The sequence below is a fragment of the Actinokineospora sp. genome, assembly GCF_052390155.1.
Taxonomy (GTDB): Bacteria; Actinomycetota; Actinomycetes; order Mycobacteriales; family Pseudonocardiaceae; genus Actinokineospora.
In genome coordinates, this window is record NZ_JBQTHF010000031.1 from 71,217 (window position 1) to 87,036 (window position 15,820).

At 70.7% G+C, this 15,820-nt stretch carries 14 protein-coding genes; 5 read left to right on the forward strand and 9 right to left on the reverse strand.

The features are described 5' to 3' along the window. Window positions 1-47: 47 nt before the first annotated feature. Complete coding sequence (locus ACT4N7_RS13365; RefSeq protein WP_444829013.1) at window positions 48-2,462, reverse strand: transglycosylase domain-containing protein; 2,415 nt, start codon at window positions 2,460-2,462, stop codon at window positions 48-50. 688 nt (window positions 2,463-3,150) lie between these two features. Continuing rightward, entirely contained in the window at window positions 3,151-3,558 is a 408-nt protein-coding gene (locus ACT4N7_RS13370) for a DUF5318 domain-containing protein (RefSeq protein ID WP_444829014.1), read from the reverse strand. Between the two features lie 275 nt (window positions 3,559-3,833). Between ACT4N7_RS13370 and ACT4N7_RS13375 the strand changes: the two genes are divergently transcribed. The 4 genes from ACT4N7_RS13375 to ACT4N7_RS13390 all read left to right on the forward strand — a co-directional run bounded on the left by ACT4N7_RS13375 (window position 3,834) and on the right by ACT4N7_RS13390 (window position 8,564). Next, complete coding sequence (locus ACT4N7_RS13375) at window positions 3,834-4,379, forward strand: PadR family transcriptional regulator (protein ID WP_444829045.1); 546 nt, start codon at window positions 3,834-3,836, stop codon at window positions 4,377-4,379. Window positions 4,380-4,451: 72 nt separating this feature from the next. Then, complete coding sequence (locus tag ACT4N7_RS13380) at window positions 4,452-5,543, forward strand: inositol-3-phosphate synthase (protein WP_444829015.1); 1,092 nt, start codon at window positions 4,452-4,454, stop codon at window positions 5,541-5,543. Between the two features lie 203 nt (window positions 5,544-5,746). Continuing rightward, window positions 5,747-7,819 (forward strand): PhoX family protein, encoded by a 2,073-nt coding sequence (locus ACT4N7_RS13385; RefSeq protein ID WP_444829016.1) that lies wholly within the window; start codon window positions 5,747-5,749, stop codon window positions 7,817-7,819. Window positions 7,820-7,874: 55 nt separating this feature from the next. Continuing rightward, window positions 7,875-8,564: an SDR family oxidoreductase gene (locus tag ACT4N7_RS13390; protein WP_444829017.1), complete on the forward strand. Its 690-nt coding sequence runs from the start codon at window positions 7,875-7,877 to the stop codon at window positions 8,562-8,564. Here ACT4N7_RS13390 and ACT4N7_RS13395 read toward each other — a convergent pair. From ACT4N7_RS13395 to ACT4N7_RS13425, 7 genes are all read right to left on the reverse strand, one after another. Next, window positions 8,561-9,874 carry an amidohydrolase family protein gene (locus ACT4N7_RS13395; protein ID WP_444829018.1) on the reverse strand — a complete coding sequence of 438 codons (1,314 nt, stop codon included), beginning with the start codon at window positions 9,872-9,874 and terminating at the stop codon, window positions 8,561-8,563. The two genes, ACT4N7_RS13390 and ACT4N7_RS13395, sit on opposite strands and share 4 nt — an antisense overlap. Window positions 9,875-9,973: 99 nt before the next feature. Further along, window positions 9,974-11,020 (reverse strand): nitric oxide synthase oxygenase, encoded by a 1,047-nt coding sequence (locus ACT4N7_RS13400; protein WP_444829019.1) that lies wholly within the window; start codon window positions 11,018-11,020, stop codon window positions 9,974-9,976. A gap of 78 nt (window positions 11,021-11,098) precedes the next feature. Next, window positions 11,099-11,749, reverse strand: coding sequence for a tRNA (guanosine(46)-N7)-methyltransferase TrmB (gene trmB, locus ACT4N7_RS13405; RefSeq protein ID WP_444829046.1), 651 nt, complete (start codon window positions 11,747-11,749; stop codon window positions 11,099-11,101). Between the two features lie 83 nt (window positions 11,750-11,832). Next, window positions 11,833-12,396, reverse strand: a complete 564-nt coding sequence (locus ACT4N7_RS13410) for a hypothetical protein (RefSeq protein WP_444829020.1) — start codon at window positions 12,394-12,396, stop codon at window positions 11,833-11,835. 232 nt (window positions 12,397-12,628) lie between these two features. Continuing rightward, the gene (locus tag ACT4N7_RS13415) at window positions 12,629-13,354 is read right to left on the reverse strand and encodes a hypothetical protein (protein WP_444829021.1); all 726 of its coding nucleotides are present in this window, start codon (window positions 13,352-13,354) and stop codon (window positions 12,629-12,631) included. After that, a complete protein-coding gene (locus ACT4N7_RS13420) occupies window positions 13,354-14,118 on the reverse strand; it encodes a hypothetical protein (RefSeq protein ID WP_444829022.1) in 765 nt (254 codons plus the stop codon). Before ACT4N7_RS13420 ends, ACT4N7_RS13415 begins: the two co-directional genes overlap by 1 nt. 4 nt (window positions 14,119-14,122) lie before the next feature. Beyond that, window positions 14,123-15,064 carry an ATP-binding cassette domain-containing protein gene (locus tag ACT4N7_RS13425; protein ID WP_444829023.1) on the reverse strand — a complete coding sequence of 314 codons (942 nt, stop codon included), beginning with the start codon at window positions 15,062-15,064 and terminating at the stop codon, window positions 14,123-14,125. A gap of 173 nt (window positions 15,065-15,237) precedes the next feature. On the opposite strand from ACT4N7_RS13425, the gene ACT4N7_RS13430 reads away from it, so the two are divergent. Beyond that, a complete protein-coding gene (locus ACT4N7_RS13430; RefSeq protein ID WP_444829024.1) occupies window positions 15,238-15,813 on the forward strand; it encodes a TetR/AcrR family transcriptional regulator in 576 nt (191 codons plus the stop codon). Window positions 15,814-15,820: the final 7 nt, after the last annotated feature.

The window sequence follows — 15,820 nt, forward strand, 5'->3', positions numbered from 1 at the left end:
TGTGCGGCCAGGGTCAGCGGTGGAGATTTCGCCCGGACGGGCCGGGGTCAGCCGCCGCCGTCGCCGGGCAGCGGCAGACCGGACTCCGATGGCCTGGTCGGCCGGGTGCGCGTGGTCGTCGTCGGGTCGGGTTTGGTCGACTCGGCGGGCTTGGTCTCCGTGGTCGTCGGGCCGCCGCTGGGCGGCTGGTTCTCCGACGACGGCGGCTTCGGCACGCTCGGCGGCGCCGACTGCTCGGCCTTGCCGATCGGCACGTACTTGCCGAAGCCCTCCTTGGGCAGCTTGAACTCCTGGTGGTAGCTGTCCATGAACTTCTTCCAGATCTTGCCCGGCAGGCCGCTGCCGAAGATGATCCCGTCCTTCGCGTCGCGCAGGATCAGCTTGTCCTTGTCGCCGCTCATGGACACCGCCGCGGACATCTGCGGGGTGTAGCCCACCATCCACGCCTTCGCGTTGTCCTTGGTGTCGAGGTACTGGTGGGTGCCGGTCTTGCCCGCGCACTGGCGCCCGCCCGCGCAGTCGATGTTCGAGTACTTCGGCACCGGCAGCAGCGACTCCGTGACGTTGCGCGCGATCTTCTGGTTGGTGTCCTGGTTCTCGTCGAACGCCTGCTTCTCCTGGTAGTCCGGGTACACCGCCGAGTCCCAGACGACGTCGCCGTTGGCCTTGAGCACCTTCGACACCAGCCGCGGCATGCGGTAGTTGCCGCCCGCGGCGAACGTGGCGTAGGCCGAGGCCATGTCGGTGGTGCTCACCTGGGTGTTGCCGCCGCCGATGGCGATGTTGATGTCGCCCGCGGCCTTGTCCAGCGGCGAGAGCACACCGGACTGCTTCGCGGCCTCGACCACACCCGGCGGTTTGACGTCGTTGAACACCATGTCGCTGAACACCACGTTCAGCGACTCCTTCATCGCCTGCGCGACGGTGCACTGGGTGCCGCAGGACGGGTTCGAGGCGTTGCGGACCTTCTTGCCGTTCGGGTTGCCGAACGCCTTGGGCGTGCTGTCGTAGATCTCGCCCAGCCCCTTGCCCTTCTTCAGCAGCCCGACCAGGTCGAACGGCTTGAACGAGGACCCGGGCTCCTGCCGGGTCGCCGCCCAGTCCGTGCCCGTGCCGTCCGAGCCCGGGTAGTACGCCTTGACCTGGCCGGACTTCGGGTCGATCGCCACCAGCCCGGCGTGCAGGTTCACCGGCTGGCCCTCCATGACCTCGGCGACCGCCTGCTCGGCCAGCTCCTGGGTGCGCAGGTCGATGGTGGTGATGATCTTGTACCCGTTGCGCTTGATGGTGTCCTCGGTCATGATCCCGCGATCTTCGAGCTCCTTGATCGCGAGGTCCGGGATGCCCCGGCGCGGCGCGGGCAGCGCCGCGCCCTTGGTGTCGGCCACCGGCACGGGCGGCGGGAACGGCTGCGCCTGGCGCTCGGTCTCGGTCATCCAGTTGTTCGCGATCATCCGGCCGGTCACGTAGGTCCAGCGGTCGAGCTGGTACTGGGTGTCCTTGGACCGCGCGGGCGTCTGGATCATGCCTGCCAGCAGCGCCGCCTGGGATTTGGTGATCTGGCTGATGTCGTCGAGGTTGTAGTACGCCTTCGCCGCGGCGGCCACCCCGTACGCGCCACGACCGAAGTAGATCGTGTTCAGGTACGCGGTGATGATGTCGGGCTTGGAGTAGGTCTCGTTCATCTTGTACGCCTTGACGATCTCGACCCACTTGCGGGTCAGCGTCTTGTCCTCGTCGCCGCTGGCCTTCTTGATGTACTGCTGGGAGATGGTCGAGCCGCCGCCCCCGCCGCCGGTCACCTGGTTCCAGCCCGCGCGCAGGATGCCGGTCAGGTCGAACCCGGAGTTGGTCTCGAACGAGGCGTCCTCCGCGGCGTAGACCGCGTGCAGCACCTGCTCCGGGATCTGGTTGTGGTTGAGCAGGATGCGGTTCGCGCCGGACTCGGCGATCTTGACCATCTCGGTCGTCTCGTCGCCGTAGTAGAGCGTGACGACCTTGTCCTGGGCCCGCGCGACGTCGGCCGGGTTGTCGACCTCGACCATCTGGTAGGTGATGAAGAACGCCAGCACCGGCAGAATGATCATGAGGGCGGTGCCCACGTACATGGTGCGCCGGACCCGGCGCCAGATCTTCTTGCGGCGCATCTTTCGCTGCTCGTCGGTCAGCGGGCCGTCCTCGTCGGCGTCCGGCCCGTCGAAATCGGCGTCGTAGTAGTCGTCGTCCGGTTCGCGGTGGGTGAGCAGCTCGGGCTCGGACCGCGCCTGACCGGGCATCCGGTTCATGAAGACCGTCGGGTCCTCGACCGGGTTCCGCGGCGGGATCGGCCTACCGCCGCCTTGGGGTGGCATACCCGGTCGTCCGCCGGGCGGGAACGCACCGGGCGCGCCCATCGCCATGCCTGCCGCACCGGCCGCGCCCATGCCCGCCGCGCCCATGCCGGGGACGCCGGGTCGGGGCATGCCGGGTCCACCGGGCTGACGGAACCCCGGCGGCGGTGTCGCCGGTCCGCGCTCGCCAGGCCCGCCGGGACCGTTTCCGTTCGGCCCGCCGGGACCATTCGCGCCACGGCCAGGCCCGCCGGGACCGTTCGCACCGAATCCGCCCGGGCCGTTCACACCAGGACCGTTCGCGACTGGCCCGCTCATGCCGGGACCGTTCCCGCTCGGCCCGCCGGGACCGGGCCCGCCGGGACGGCCGGAGCCGGGTGCGCCGGGACCGCGACCGGGTCCGGGTCCGCCCGGCCCGTTCGCCCGGGAACCGCCGAAGGCCCCCGGGGCCAGGCTGTTTCCACCGAATCCGCCTTGTCCGTCCGGGCCCTGTCCGGTGACGCTGTGACTGCCGCCGGATCGGTCGGCACGCGCGCCACCCGCGTCCGGGCGACCGCGGCCTGCCGCCGGGTCGTCGTCGTCCTCCCACAGCGGGCTCCAGAACCCGGTGCGCTCCGCGGGCTGTTCGGCCCGCGCGGCCTTGGCCGCGTCCGGGTCGTCGCCGGTGGGCCACTCGGGCTCGCCGGATCGCCGTTGGTCTCTGTGGTCGTTCACGAAAGGGCCTCCCAGACCGGCACCCCGACCTGGGGCGGCGTTCGGTGGTCATCCGCGGCGAGCATGTCGAGCAGCCTGCGACGCGATGGGCACGTGTGCAAGCTCCTCACTCGGCCGCCGTCCTCCTGCCACGGGTTTTGGGCGCGCGAACGCCCCCCGTTCCCAGGACGTATGACTGCACCAGGTGGTTCCACGAACAGGTGCGGCAAACTTCGACCGCGTAGACGGTGAACTCCTCGAACATCGCGGCCATCCTGGCGAGCTCCTCGGGAGCGCGCGCCGAACCGGACGCATGCTTGAGTTCGTCGCCGTAGACCCAGCTCACCTGGGTGAGCTGCTCCTTGCGGCAGACCGGGCAGGTCACCTCGGTTGGCTGACCATGGAACTTGGCGGCGCGCAGCAGGTACGGGTTCGCGTCGCACACCTCGGTGGTGCCGACACGGCCCGAGTAGACCTCCGCGAGCAGCGACTTGCGCTGCAACGCGTAGTCGACCATCTGCCGCTGCGTTCGCACGTTGACAGCGTACGCGGGCCCGTTACCACGGCGATGCGCCGATCGGTGCAGCCGACCTGCACCGTGCGTCACATTCGTTACCTGAGAACGCGGTGACCGGCGGTGCTGTTGCCAGGCCACGATCCGGCCCGCGACCTGCGGCGTTCACGTGTCGAGGACCACAGGCACCACGGCTGTACCGGCGCCTGATGTATCGGCACGATATAGTGGTTCAGTAGGTCTGGTTCATGAAGGTCTGGTTCGTGAACTCAGTAGCTCGGCCGTGGGAGGTGCCCGTGCTCGAATTCGCGATTCTCGGGCTGCTCCACGAGGCCCCGATGCACGGCTACGAGTTGCGCAAGCGGCTGCACGACCTGCTCGGCACGCTCCGGGCGTTCTCCTACGGCTCGCTCTACCCGACCCTGCGGCGGCTGCTGCGGGCCGGATGGATCGCGGAGGAGACGCCCGACGCCGACGCGCGGTCGTGGGGCAGGCGGGCCAAGCGGGTGTACAAGCTCACCGCCGAGGGCAAGGAGCGCTTCGGCGAGCTGCTCGGCGACGCCGGACCGCAAACCTGGGACGACGAGGGTTTCGGCGTCCACATGGCGTTCTTCTCGCGGACACCGGCCGAGGTCAGGATGCGCATCCTGGAAGGCAGGCGGCGCCGCGTCGAGGAGCGCAGGGAAGGTCTGCGCAGCTCGATGGCCCGGGCGGGCGAGCAGATCGATCGGTACACCCGGGAGCTGCACCGGCTGGGACTGGAGACCAGCGAGCGCGAAGTGCGCTGGCTGAACGAGCTGATCGCGCACGAGCAGCGGGAACAGCGCGGCACGACCGACTGAACGCCAGACAGGCGACCGGCCTGTGACGAGACCCGTGCCCCGGCGCGGCTGCAAACGAGAAGGAGAACCGGCATGGGCGAGAACCGCCAGAGCGTGCGGGTGGCCATCGTCGGCGTCGGCAACTGCGCGGCGTCGCTGGTGCAGGGAGTGCACTATTACCGCGACGCCGACCCCGCCTCCCGCGTACCAGGTCTGATGCATGTCCAGTTCGGCGAGTACCACGTGCGCGACATCGAGTTCGTCGCCGCGTTCGACGTCGACGCCAAGAAGGTCGGCCGCGACCTCTCCGAGGCCATCGTCGCCAGCGAGAACAACACGATCAAGATCTGCGACGTGCCGCCGATGGGTGTCACGGTCGCGCGGGGCCACACCATGGACGGCCTCGGCGAGTACTACCGGGAGATCATCAGCGAATCGGACGAGGACCCGGTCGACGTGGTCGCCGCGCTGCGCGAGGCCGAGGTCGACGTGCTGGTGTCGTACCTGCCGGTGGGTTCCGAGGACGCCGACCGGTTCTACGCGCAGTGCGCCATCGACGCGGGTGTCGCTTTCGTCAACGCGCTGCCGGTGTTCATCGCCTCCGACCCGGCGTGGGCCGCCAAGTTCACCGAGGCGGGCATCCCGATCATCGGCGACGACATCAAGTCCCAGGTCGGCGCCACCATTACACACCGGGTCATGGCCAAGCTGTTCGAGGACCGCGGCGTCGAGTTGCAGCGCACCTACCAGCTCAACTTCGGCGGCAACATGGACTTCATGAACATGCTGGAGCGCAAGCGCCTGCAGTCGAAGAAGATATCCAAGACCCAGTCGGTGACCTCGCAGATCCCGCACGAGATGGCCAAGGCCGACGTGCACATCGGCCCGTCGGACCACGTGCCGTGGCTCGACGACCGCAAGTGGGCCTATGTGCGCCTGGAGGGCCGCTCCTTCGGCGACACGCCGCTGAACCTGGAGTACAAGCTGGAGGTCTGGGACTCCCCCAACTCCGCGGGCGTGATCATCGACGCGGTCCGCGCCGCGAAGATCGCCCTCGACCGCGGCATCGGTGGCCCGATCCTGTCGGCGTCGTCCTACTTCATGAAGTCCCCCCCGGAGCAGTACTCCGACGACGCCGCGTTCGCGGCCGTCGAAGCCTTCATCCGGGGCGACATCGAGCGCTGACCGGCAGCCGAGAGCCACCGTCGGGGAGTCCCGACGGTGGCTCTCGTCGTCTGCCCACCGGCTAGCTGCGGTGACGCGAATCTGTTCGCCCCCTGTTTACCCCGATGTCCGCTGCCCCTATCTTGCGACTCCTACGGTCACGCCGTTCCCACCTGACTGACCATTGGCTGTCCGCAGCGACGGACAGACCGGAGGAGGACCCTGTGTCACCTGCTGACGGCCGGATCAACCTGCCGCTGCTGCCGCCGGACCACCCACTCGGCCGAGCCGCGGTCACCTGTGAGTACCGCTGCGGCAACGCCTGTTCGCACGAGGCGCCGAACACCTCGGACAACGCGTACTTCGGCGACGTCGTCCGCTCGATCGTCAGCCGCCGCGGCATGCTCAAGGCGGGGGCGGTGCTGGCCGTCGCCGGTGCGGGCGTTGCCGTTGGCGGCGGTGTCGTCGGGGCGGCGCCCGTCGACCAGGAGGACGCCGAGCGGCGCCACCGTCCTGGCCGGGTTCGGGGGCTGGACTTCGAGCCGGTCGCGCCGAACCGGGCCGACCAGATCACCGCGCCCGCCGGGTACCTCTCGGCCGTGGTGATCCGCTGGGGCGACCCGGTGCTGCCGGGCGCGCCCGCGTTCGACTTCGACAACCAGTCCGCCGCGGCGCAGGCCAAGCAGTTCGGTTTCAACAACGACTTCTGCGGCCTGGTTCCGCTCTCGCGCGACCGGTACCTGATGGTGTCGAACCACGAGTACACCAGCGAATCCTTCATGTTCAAGGGCTTCGACGCGGCCAACCCGACCGAGGAGCAGGTCAAGATCGGTTGGGCGGCGCACGGCCTGTCGGTCGTCGTCGTGGAGCGCGACCGGCGCAGTGGGAAGCTGCTGCCCAGGCTCGACCGGCGCTACAACCGCCGCATCACGGTGAACTCGGCCTTCGACATCGACGGTCCCGCCGCGGGCAGTGCCCATCTCAAGACCAAGGCCGACCCCACGGGCCGCACGGCGTTCGGCACGATGAACAACTGCGCGGGCGGTGTCACCCCGTGGGGCACGATCCTGTCCGGCGAGGAGAACTTCAACCAGTACTTCGCCAACGCGGGCGCGGTCACCGACCCGGTCGCCAAGGCCCGGCTCGCGCGCTACGGCCTCGCGGGCGCGGCCACCACCCGCAAGTGGGAGCGCTTCGACGATCGGTTCGACGTGCTCAAGGAGCCCAACGAGGCCAACCGGTTCGGCTGGATCGTCGAGATCGACCCGCACGAGCCCGACGCCAACCCGGTGAAGCACACCGCGCTGGGTCGGTTCAAGCACGAGGGCGCCAACATCCACGTGGCCCGCGACGGCCGCGTGGTCGCGTACATGGGCGACGACGAGCGCTTCGACTACGTCTACAAGTTCGTCTCCAAGGAGCGCATGCGCCCCGGCCAGAGCAGTTGGGCACGCAGGCACAACAAGAAGCTGCTCACCGAGGGCACGCTCTACGTCGCGCAGTTCACCGGCGACAGCCCGGCGGCCGAGTTCGACGGCACCGGCAAGCTGCCCAGCGACGGCGAGTTCGACGGCGTGGGCAAGTGGATTCCGCTGGCCGCGGGCGACCGGTCCTTTGTGGAGGGTTTCACCGCCGAGGAGGTCTACGTCTTCACCCGGCTCGCCGCCGACAAGGTGGGCGCGACCAAGATGGACCGGCCGGAGGACGTGGAGCCCAACCCGCGCACCGGGCGCGTCTACGCCGCGCTGACCAACAACACCGACCGCGGCAAGCCGGGCAAGGAAGGCCCCACGGAGATCAACCCGCGCAACGGGAACAAGCACGGCCACGTGCTGGAGTGGGAGGAGCACCGCGGCGACAACACCGCGCTCACCTTCTCCTGGAAGCTGCTGCTGGTCTGCGGCGACCCGACCGCGCCGGACACCTACTTCGGCGGCTACGACAAGACCCAGGTCAGCCCGATCTCGTGCCCGGACAACCTGGCGTTCGACCGGCACGGCAACCTGTGGATCTCCACTGACGGCAACGCGCTGGGCGCCAACGACGGCCTGTTCGCGATGACCACCGAGGGCCGCGAACGCGGTCACCTCAGGCAGTTCCTCACCGTGCCGGTCGGCGCGGAGACGTGTGGGCCGGTGGTCGAGGAGAAGTTCGTCCTGGTGTCCGTGCAGCACCCCGGTGAGCTGGACGGCGCCAGCGCCGACAACCCGCTGGCGCACTGGCCCGACGGTGGCGCCAGCCAGCCGCGGTCCGCGGTCGCGGTGATCTGGAAGCCCGGCTGCGACGTCGGCGAGTGATCGCGCGGCGTACCCGTCGTCGGCTCGACGGCGGGTACGCCGCTAGGTTGGCCCCATGGATAAGCGGCCTCTGGCCTTGGTCACGGGCGCGTCCCGCGGCATCGGCGCGGCTATCGCCCGCGCGTTGGCGGACACGCACACGCTGCTGCTCGGCGGCCGGGATCTGGCCGCGTTGCAGGCGGTCGCGGACGAGTTGCCCGACGCGCGGCCGTGGCCGGTCGAGCTGACCGACCCGGCGGCGCTGGCCGCGGCGACGTCCGGCCTGCGCAGCCTCGACCTGCTGGTGCACTCGGCGGGCGTCGCACGGGTCGGCCCGCTGACCGAGGCCACGGCGGAGCTGTGGCGGTCGACCTACGAGGTCAACGTCGTTGCGGTCGCCGAACTGACCCGGTTGCTGCTGCCCGCGCTGCGACTCGCTCGCGGCCACGTGGTCTTGATCAACTCTGGCGCGGGCCGCACGGCGCACCCTGGCTGGGGGCCGTACGCGGCCAGCAAGTTCGCCCTCCGCGCGTACGCCGACGTCCTGCGGGGTGAGGAGGATGCCGGGGGACTCCGCGTCACCTCGGTCTACCCCGGCCGCACGGACACCGCGATGCAGCGCGCCGTCCGCACCGACGAGGGCGGCGACTACGAGAGCGAGCGGTACCTGCGTCCCGAGTCGGTCGCCGCCGCCGTCCGCACCGCGGTCACCGCCACGGACGACGCGCACGTCACCGACCTGGTGATCCGCCCCCGGGCGCGTTAGGCGGGCGCGAGCAGGCGGGCGGTGACCTTGCCCGCCCTGGCCTGCGCCTCACCCCGGTCGACGCGGGTCGGCTCGCGGTCGGCGAGGACCTGGTCGCCCGCCACCCACACGTCGCCCACGGTGCGGGAGCCTGCCGCCCACACCAGGTTCGCGATGAGCTGCTGGTCCGGCACGTCCAGGCCGGCCGCGAACGCAGGGTCGTCGACGGACACGTGCACCAGGTCGGCCCAGCGGCCCGGTTCCACCGCGCCGATGTCGTCGCGGTGCAGGGCGTCCGCTCCGCCGCGGGTGGCCAGCAGCAGCACGTCCGCCGCGCCCACCACCATGGAATCCATAGTGGACACTCGGGCGAGCATCGCCGCCAGCCGCACGTCCTCCCACAGGTCGAGGTCGTCGTTGCTCGCGGGGCCGTCGGTGCCCAGGCCGACCGCGATCCCCGCGGCCCGCAGGTCGCGCAGCCGGGCGATGCCCGAGGCGAGTTTGGTGTTCGAGCCCGGACAGTGCGCCACGCTGACCCGGTTCGCGGCGAGCAGCGCGATGTCGGCGTCCGACAGGTGCACGGCGTGCGCGGCCAGCACGCGTCCGCCGAACAGGCCCGCCTGGTGCAGCAGCGCGGGCACCGACCCGTACCGCTCGCGCTGCGCGACGTCCTCCGGCAGCGACTCGGCCACGTGGATGTGCACCAGCGCGCCGCGCTCGCGGGCGGCGGCGCCGACCTCGGTCAGCGCTTCCGGCGCCAGCGTGTAGGCCGAGTGCGGGCCGTAGCCGATCTCGATCCGCCCGCCCGGGCCGAACCGCAGGCCGTCGGCGTCGATCCACGCGCTGGTCTCGGCGAGCATCGTCCGCCAGTCCCAGCCGGGCGCGTCGATGATCGCGGGCGCGATTACCACCCGCGCCCCCGTGTCGAGCACCGCGCGGACCACCTCGTCGCCGTGGAAGTACATCTCCGCGCTCGTGGTCACCCCGGCGCGCAGCATCTCCACCGAACCCAGCACCATGCCCGCGTGCACGTCCTCCGGCCGCAGCCGGGCCTCGGCGGGCCAGATCACCTCGGTAAGCCAGCGCATCAGCGGCAGGTCGCCGCCCATGCCGCGCAGCACGGTCATCGGGCTGTGCGCGTGCGCGTTCACCAGGCCGGGCAACAGGATTCCGGTCAGCTCGCGGACCGGCCCGGTGGCCGTGGGAGCGGTCGCGGCCGGTCCACAGTGGACGATGCGGCCCGCGGCATCGATGTCCACGACGGCGTCGCGCAGCACCGAGCAGGCTGGGTCGCAGGGCAGCACCACGGGGGCACGCAGACGCAGGCTCATGCCATCCCCTCGCAGGCTCGGTGATGCCGCTCGCGGACGCCCTGTGACAATGATTCGCTCGCAGGCTCGCTCATGGCCTGATCCTCCCACCCCGGAGGTTCAGCGAACCTGCGCCGGGGGGAGATGCCGCACGAACGCGGGGCGGCCCGCGGTCTCGGTGGCGGGCAGGTAGACCTCGGCGGAGTGCTCGACGGCGACCCCCGCCGCGTCGAACGAGTGCAGCACCGCGCGGTTGAGTTCCACCGCGACCCGGTCGCGCCAGAGCGTGCGGTCGGTGGCGGTGTCCAGGCCGAGCCGGTCCGCGATGAGCCCGGCCAAGCCGTACGCGGCCTCCTCGGCGAGCACGTCCTCGCCGATCGCGCGGCAGATGTAGACGCCGTTGAACGGCGCCGCCGGGTAGTCGATGCCGCCGATCCGCAGGCACTGGTTGCTGATCACCGGTACCGCGTGCCAGCGCAGGCCGAGGTTGGCGAACCACGACAGATCGGGGTGCGCCAGCGACACCTCCAGCACCGCGTCGCGCGGGATCGAGTGAAGCTGTACGCCCTCGTGGCCGGTCTCGATCACCAGCGGCAGGTGGTCGAAGCCGCTGCGGTTCGTCGGCGGACGCCAGCCCAGCCTGCACACTCCGATGGTGAAGTCGAGGTAGCGCCGGTCGCCCAGCAGGCTGCCGCGCCTACCGGGCTCGCGATAGCCCGCGTAGCGCACGAGTTGGTCGTTGCGGATGCGCGGCCCGGGGCGCCACGGCGTGTCGGGGGCGAACACGCTGACCATCGGGCGGACCGCGCCGTCTGCGGTCGCCGTGCGCAGGTGGTGGGCGCACTCGGCGGCCACCTTCGCCGCGTCGCGGACCTCGCGCAGGTCGCGCACCAGGATTCCCCGCCACGGCACGGCTTCGGGACACCAGCCGCTCTCGCGCAGCGCCACCCGCGCGCCGAACGCCAGCTCGGCCGGGGTGTGCCGGTAGGTGCCGGTGGCGGCGATCTCGGCGCGCACCTTGGCCAGCCGGACAGCCAGCTCGCCCGCCTTCGGGCGCGCGGCGTGGAACATGGCGAGGAAGTCCGCCGCGGCGTGGTGCAGCGTGTTGCGCACTGAACGCTCGCTCCCGGCCGGGAGCGAGCGGAGGTCGTCGCGCAGAGCGGTCACACCAGAGATATCGGCACGTCAGGGCGTGGGCTCGACTACTCGGTTGGGTGGATTTCCGTCCCGTTGTGTTACGGAACGTCAGCCATTCACTCGTTCGAAGATGAGGTCTCGGTTGATCCGCCCCTCGGCACGGGCTCGGGACTCGAACTTCGTCACCGGCCGCCACTCGGGGCGCGGGGCCCACCCACCGGGCTCGTCGGCGTGCCGGTTGCGCAAAAGGGGCTCGGCGGACAGCACAGCCAGCATCTGCTCGGCGTAGTTCGCCCAGTCGGTCGCCAGGTGCAGGGTCGCGCCGGGGGCCAGCCTGCTCGCGACCAGCGCGACGAACTCCGGCTGCACCAGCCGCCGCTTGTGGTGCTTCTTCTTCGGCCACGGGTCGGGGAAGAAGATCCGCACGCCCGCGAGCGATCCGGCCGGGAGGTGTTCGGTGAACAGCACCACCGCGTCGCCGCGCAGCAGCCGCAGGTTGGTCAGCTCCAGTGCCTCGGCCCGCAGCAGCAGTTGCGCGAGCCCCGGCTGGTACACCTCGACGGCCAGGTAGTTCAGCTCCGGCGCGACCTTGGCGAGCTGGGAGGTGGTCTCGCCCATGCCGGAGCCGATCTCCAGCAGTATCGGCGCGCGCCGACCGAACCAGGAGTCCAGGTCGAGCGGGCCGGGCGGGAGCTGCGGCACCTGCTTGCCCAGTTCGTCCCAGCGGCGCTCCCACGCCCTGGTCTGGCCGACGGTCATCCGCCCGCCCCGGTGCACGAAACTCACCACGCTGCGGGCGCGCGGCTGCTGCTCGGTCGGTGTCACGCGACTAAGCCTGCCGGTCAGGGGGTCAGGGATTCCAGCCGGGCCAGGTTCGAGCGAAGGTCGGCCATGCCCGCGACGGCGATCGGCGCGGGCGGCGGGCCCGCGTGCACGGCCACCACGTCGATCCAGCCCGGGTGCCGGTCGGTGTGCGCGAGCGTGGTCGGCATGCCCGGCTCGCTGAGCCTGCGCTCCGAGGGCATGTACTCCCAGTACCCGGTGTCGCCGTCGACGCCCCACGGCACGAACACCCAGCCGGGCCGCGCGTCGAGCAGCTTGGTGACCCGGTCCTCGACCAGGAACCCCTCGCGGCGCGACGGCAGCGCACCCGCGGCGACCGCCCGCAGCCACCACGGCGCGGGCACGTCGGGCTCGGCGGCCTTCGCGGCCAGGTAGAGGGCGAGCACCTGGGCCTCGTGCGCGCGGTGCACCCAGGACTTGCGGGCCTCCGCGGGCCGCGCGGCGGCCGCGGCCACGGGCTGTTCGAGGGCGTCGGCCCACTCCAGCCCGATCAGGGGCTCGACGTGCAGGCCGTGGTTGCGACTGCGTGGCGCGGTCGGGGCGCTGGGATCAACGACCGTCAAGGTCCACCTCCCAGGGCATCCGAGACGGTTACACACCCATATGACCTTGCAGGTTAGCCCGTTGTCCCGAACCTGTGGTAGCCCTCACAGCCTCTTAACGTGGTCTTAATCGCCGAGCCCGGTGTAGAAACCCGGCCGCGAGCCCAGGACATACGGGAGCCCGGGTCACCCCCCGAGAGTGACCCGGGCCCACGTCCCCCGGATTGGGTCCCGGCCAAGCCGGGACGGGCTGTCAGGCGTCCCGCTTGGCCGCCGTCGCCAGCGCGATGATCAGCAGCACGGCGGCGATGCCCGCGAAGTAGGCCAGCGACCACCACGCGCTCAGCGCCGGGTCCGGCCCGGGCACACCGAGGAAGCTGCGCGAGACGTTGAACGGCAGCCAGCGCTGGATGTCGTCGCCGACTCGCGGGATCAGTGCGATGAGGTTCTCCACCAGCAGCGACCAGATGAGCACGATCGAGATCGCGCCCGCCGACTGGCGGACCAGCACGCCGACCGCCACGGCGATCACCGCGGAGACGGCGTAGATCACGCCGGTACCCGCCACCAGGCGCCAGTCGGCCGCGCTGTTCAGGGCGAGGTCGGCGTTGGGCTTGAGGACGTTCGCGATGCCCCACGAGCCGAAGGCCGCGATCTCCCCGATCACCCCGGCCAGCAGGGCGACCACGGTGGTCTTGGCGAGCAGGGCGGCGGTCCGGTTCGGGATCGCCTGGAAGGTGGCCCGGATGGTGGAGAACCGGTATTCGGTGGTGATCGCGAGCGCGGCCATCACCATGACCACCATGAGGCCGAACACGTAGCCGAACTGGGTGGTCTCCACGGACACGAGCAGCGTGTCGCTCGTCGTGGCGACGATCAGGGTGGTGAGTCCGATGGTCACCGCTAGCGCGGTCAGCGTGCACCACCACGGCGAGCGGGTGGTGAACAGCTTGATCCGTTCGGTGGCGAGCAGGGTCATCAGGCGTCCCTCTTGTTGGCTACGACCAGCGCGGTGATCAACAGCACCAGCGCGAATCCGGCGAAGTAGGCCAGCGCGGCCCACGGGCTGAGTGTCACGTCCGACGGCTCCGGGCCGAACTCCAGCGGCCGCGAGGTCGGATCGGGGTTTCCGGTCAGGAACCGGTCCGCCATGTTGAACGGCAGCCACTTGTGGATCTTCGCGCCGACGTTCGGGATGAGCGTGACCAGGCCCTCGACCAACTGGCTGTAGATCAGCACCAGCGAGATCGCACCGGCCGAGTGCCGCACCAGGATGCCCACCGACACCGCGATGACGGCGGTGATGGCGAACACCAGGGCGACACCGCCGACCGCGCGCCACTCGTAGGCGGTGGAGATGGCCAGGTCGGCCTGCGGCTTGATCAGCTTCGAGATGCCCCACGACCCGAACGACGCCGCCGCGCCGATCACGGCCGCCAGCAGCGTCACGACGGTGGCCTTGGCGAGCAGGGCGGCGGTCCGGTTCGGGATCGCCTGGAAGGTGGCCCGGATGGTGGAGAACCGGTATTCGGTGGTGATCGCGAGTGCGGCCATCACCATGACCACGACCTGGCCGGAGCCGTATCCGAACTGGGTCGAGGCGACGTTCACCGTCGACAGGTCGCTGGCGGTGCCCGCGATGAGCGCGGCGAATCCGATGGTGATCGCCAGCGCGGCGGCGGTGCACCACCACGGCGAGCGGGTGGTGAACAGCTTGATGCGTTCGACTGCGAGCAGGGTCATGTCGTCACTTCCCGGCGGGCGCGAGATCGGCGGCGGCCTGGCCTTCCGCGACGGCCTGGTACTCCACGGCGTCCCCGGTGAGCTGCATGAACGCCTCTTCCAGCGAACCGCGCTGCGGGCTCAACTCGTGCAGCACGGTCCCGGTCCGCGCGGCCAGCTCACCGATCGCCGCACTGTCCATCCCGGACACGATGAGGCTGTCGCCCTCGTCCCGGATGGACACTCCGGTGCGGCCGAGCGCGGTGCGCAGGTCGGCGATCCGGGGGCTGCGCACGCGAACCGTGTTCTCGGTCGCCTGCGCGACGAACTCCTCGGTGCTGCTCTCGGAGATCAGCTTGCCGCGGCCGATGACCACCAGTCCCTGCGCGGTCAGCGCCATCTCGGACAGCAGGTGGCTGGAGACGAACACCGTGCGGCCCTCGTCGGCGAGCTTGTGCATGAAGTTGCGGATCCAGAGGATGCCCTCGGGGTCGAGGCCGTTGACCGGCTCGTCGAACAGCAGCACGTGCGGGTCGCCGAGCAGCGCGGCGGCGATGCCGAGGCGCTGCGACATGCCCAGGGAGAACCCGCCCGCGCGCTTGGTCGCCACGTTGGTCAGGCCGACGATCCCCAGCACCTCGTCGACCCGCTTGGTGGAAATCTTGTTGGACTTCGCCATCCACAGCAGGTGGGCGCGGGCCGAGCGGTTCGGGTGCACCCACTTGGCGTCCAACAGCGCGCCGACGGTACGCAGCGGGTGGCGCAGCTCCTGGTAGCGCTTGCCGTCGATCAGCGCGGACCCGGCGGTCGGTGTGTCCAGGCCGAGGACCATCCGCATGGTTGTCGACTTCCCGGCGCCGTTGGGACCGAGGAAGCCGGTGACCCGTCCGGTTGGGACGGTGAACGACAGATTGTCGACGGCAAGCGTTTTCCCGTACCGCTTGCTGAGGCCGATCGCCTCGATCATGGTCTCTCCCTTGTGCGGTGAATGTCCGCGTTCCTGTCCGTTGCCACTGAGCATGTGCCCACGGCGGGGGCACGCGCGTCGTCCTGTGGTCGCAGGCGCGGGTCAACTTCCAGAGGTAGTTCCCACCACCCCAAAGGGTGGCAGAGGTTAGTGAACAGTGGTTCAATAACTGGGTGCCCCGGCCGAAAACCATCACCGACCAGCGGTTACTGGACGCAACTGCCGCGGCCATCGCCCGCAACGGCCCAGGGTTCACCCTGGCGCACGTCGCGGCGGGCGCCGGGGTGTCGGTCGGCACGGTGGCGCAGCGGTTCGGCTCGAAGGGCGGCCTGCTGCGCGCGTTGACCGTGGCGACCACGGCCCAAGTCACGGCGGGCATGCGCGCCGCCGCCGAGGCGGCACCGACCCCTGTGGACGGTGTCCGCGCGGCGGCGGCGACCTATGTCGGCCTCGGCGACGCCGAAAGCGCCGCCAACAACCTGGGCCAGCTCGGTGTCGATCTGCTCGACCCCGACCTGCGCGCCCTGCTCGGGCTGCACTACGCGGCGATGGAGGCCGAGCTGCGCCGGGCGCTGCGGGCGGCGGCGCCCGACCTGCCCGGCGCGCCGCCCGCCCCGCGCGCGGCCCGCGTGCTGCTCGCGGTCGTGAACGGAGTGTCGATGGACTGGTCGATCCGGCCGCACGGGCGGCTGGCCGACCGGCTGACCGAAGACGTCGACGCGGTGCTGGCGGCATGGCACCGGGGATAGGAGAACC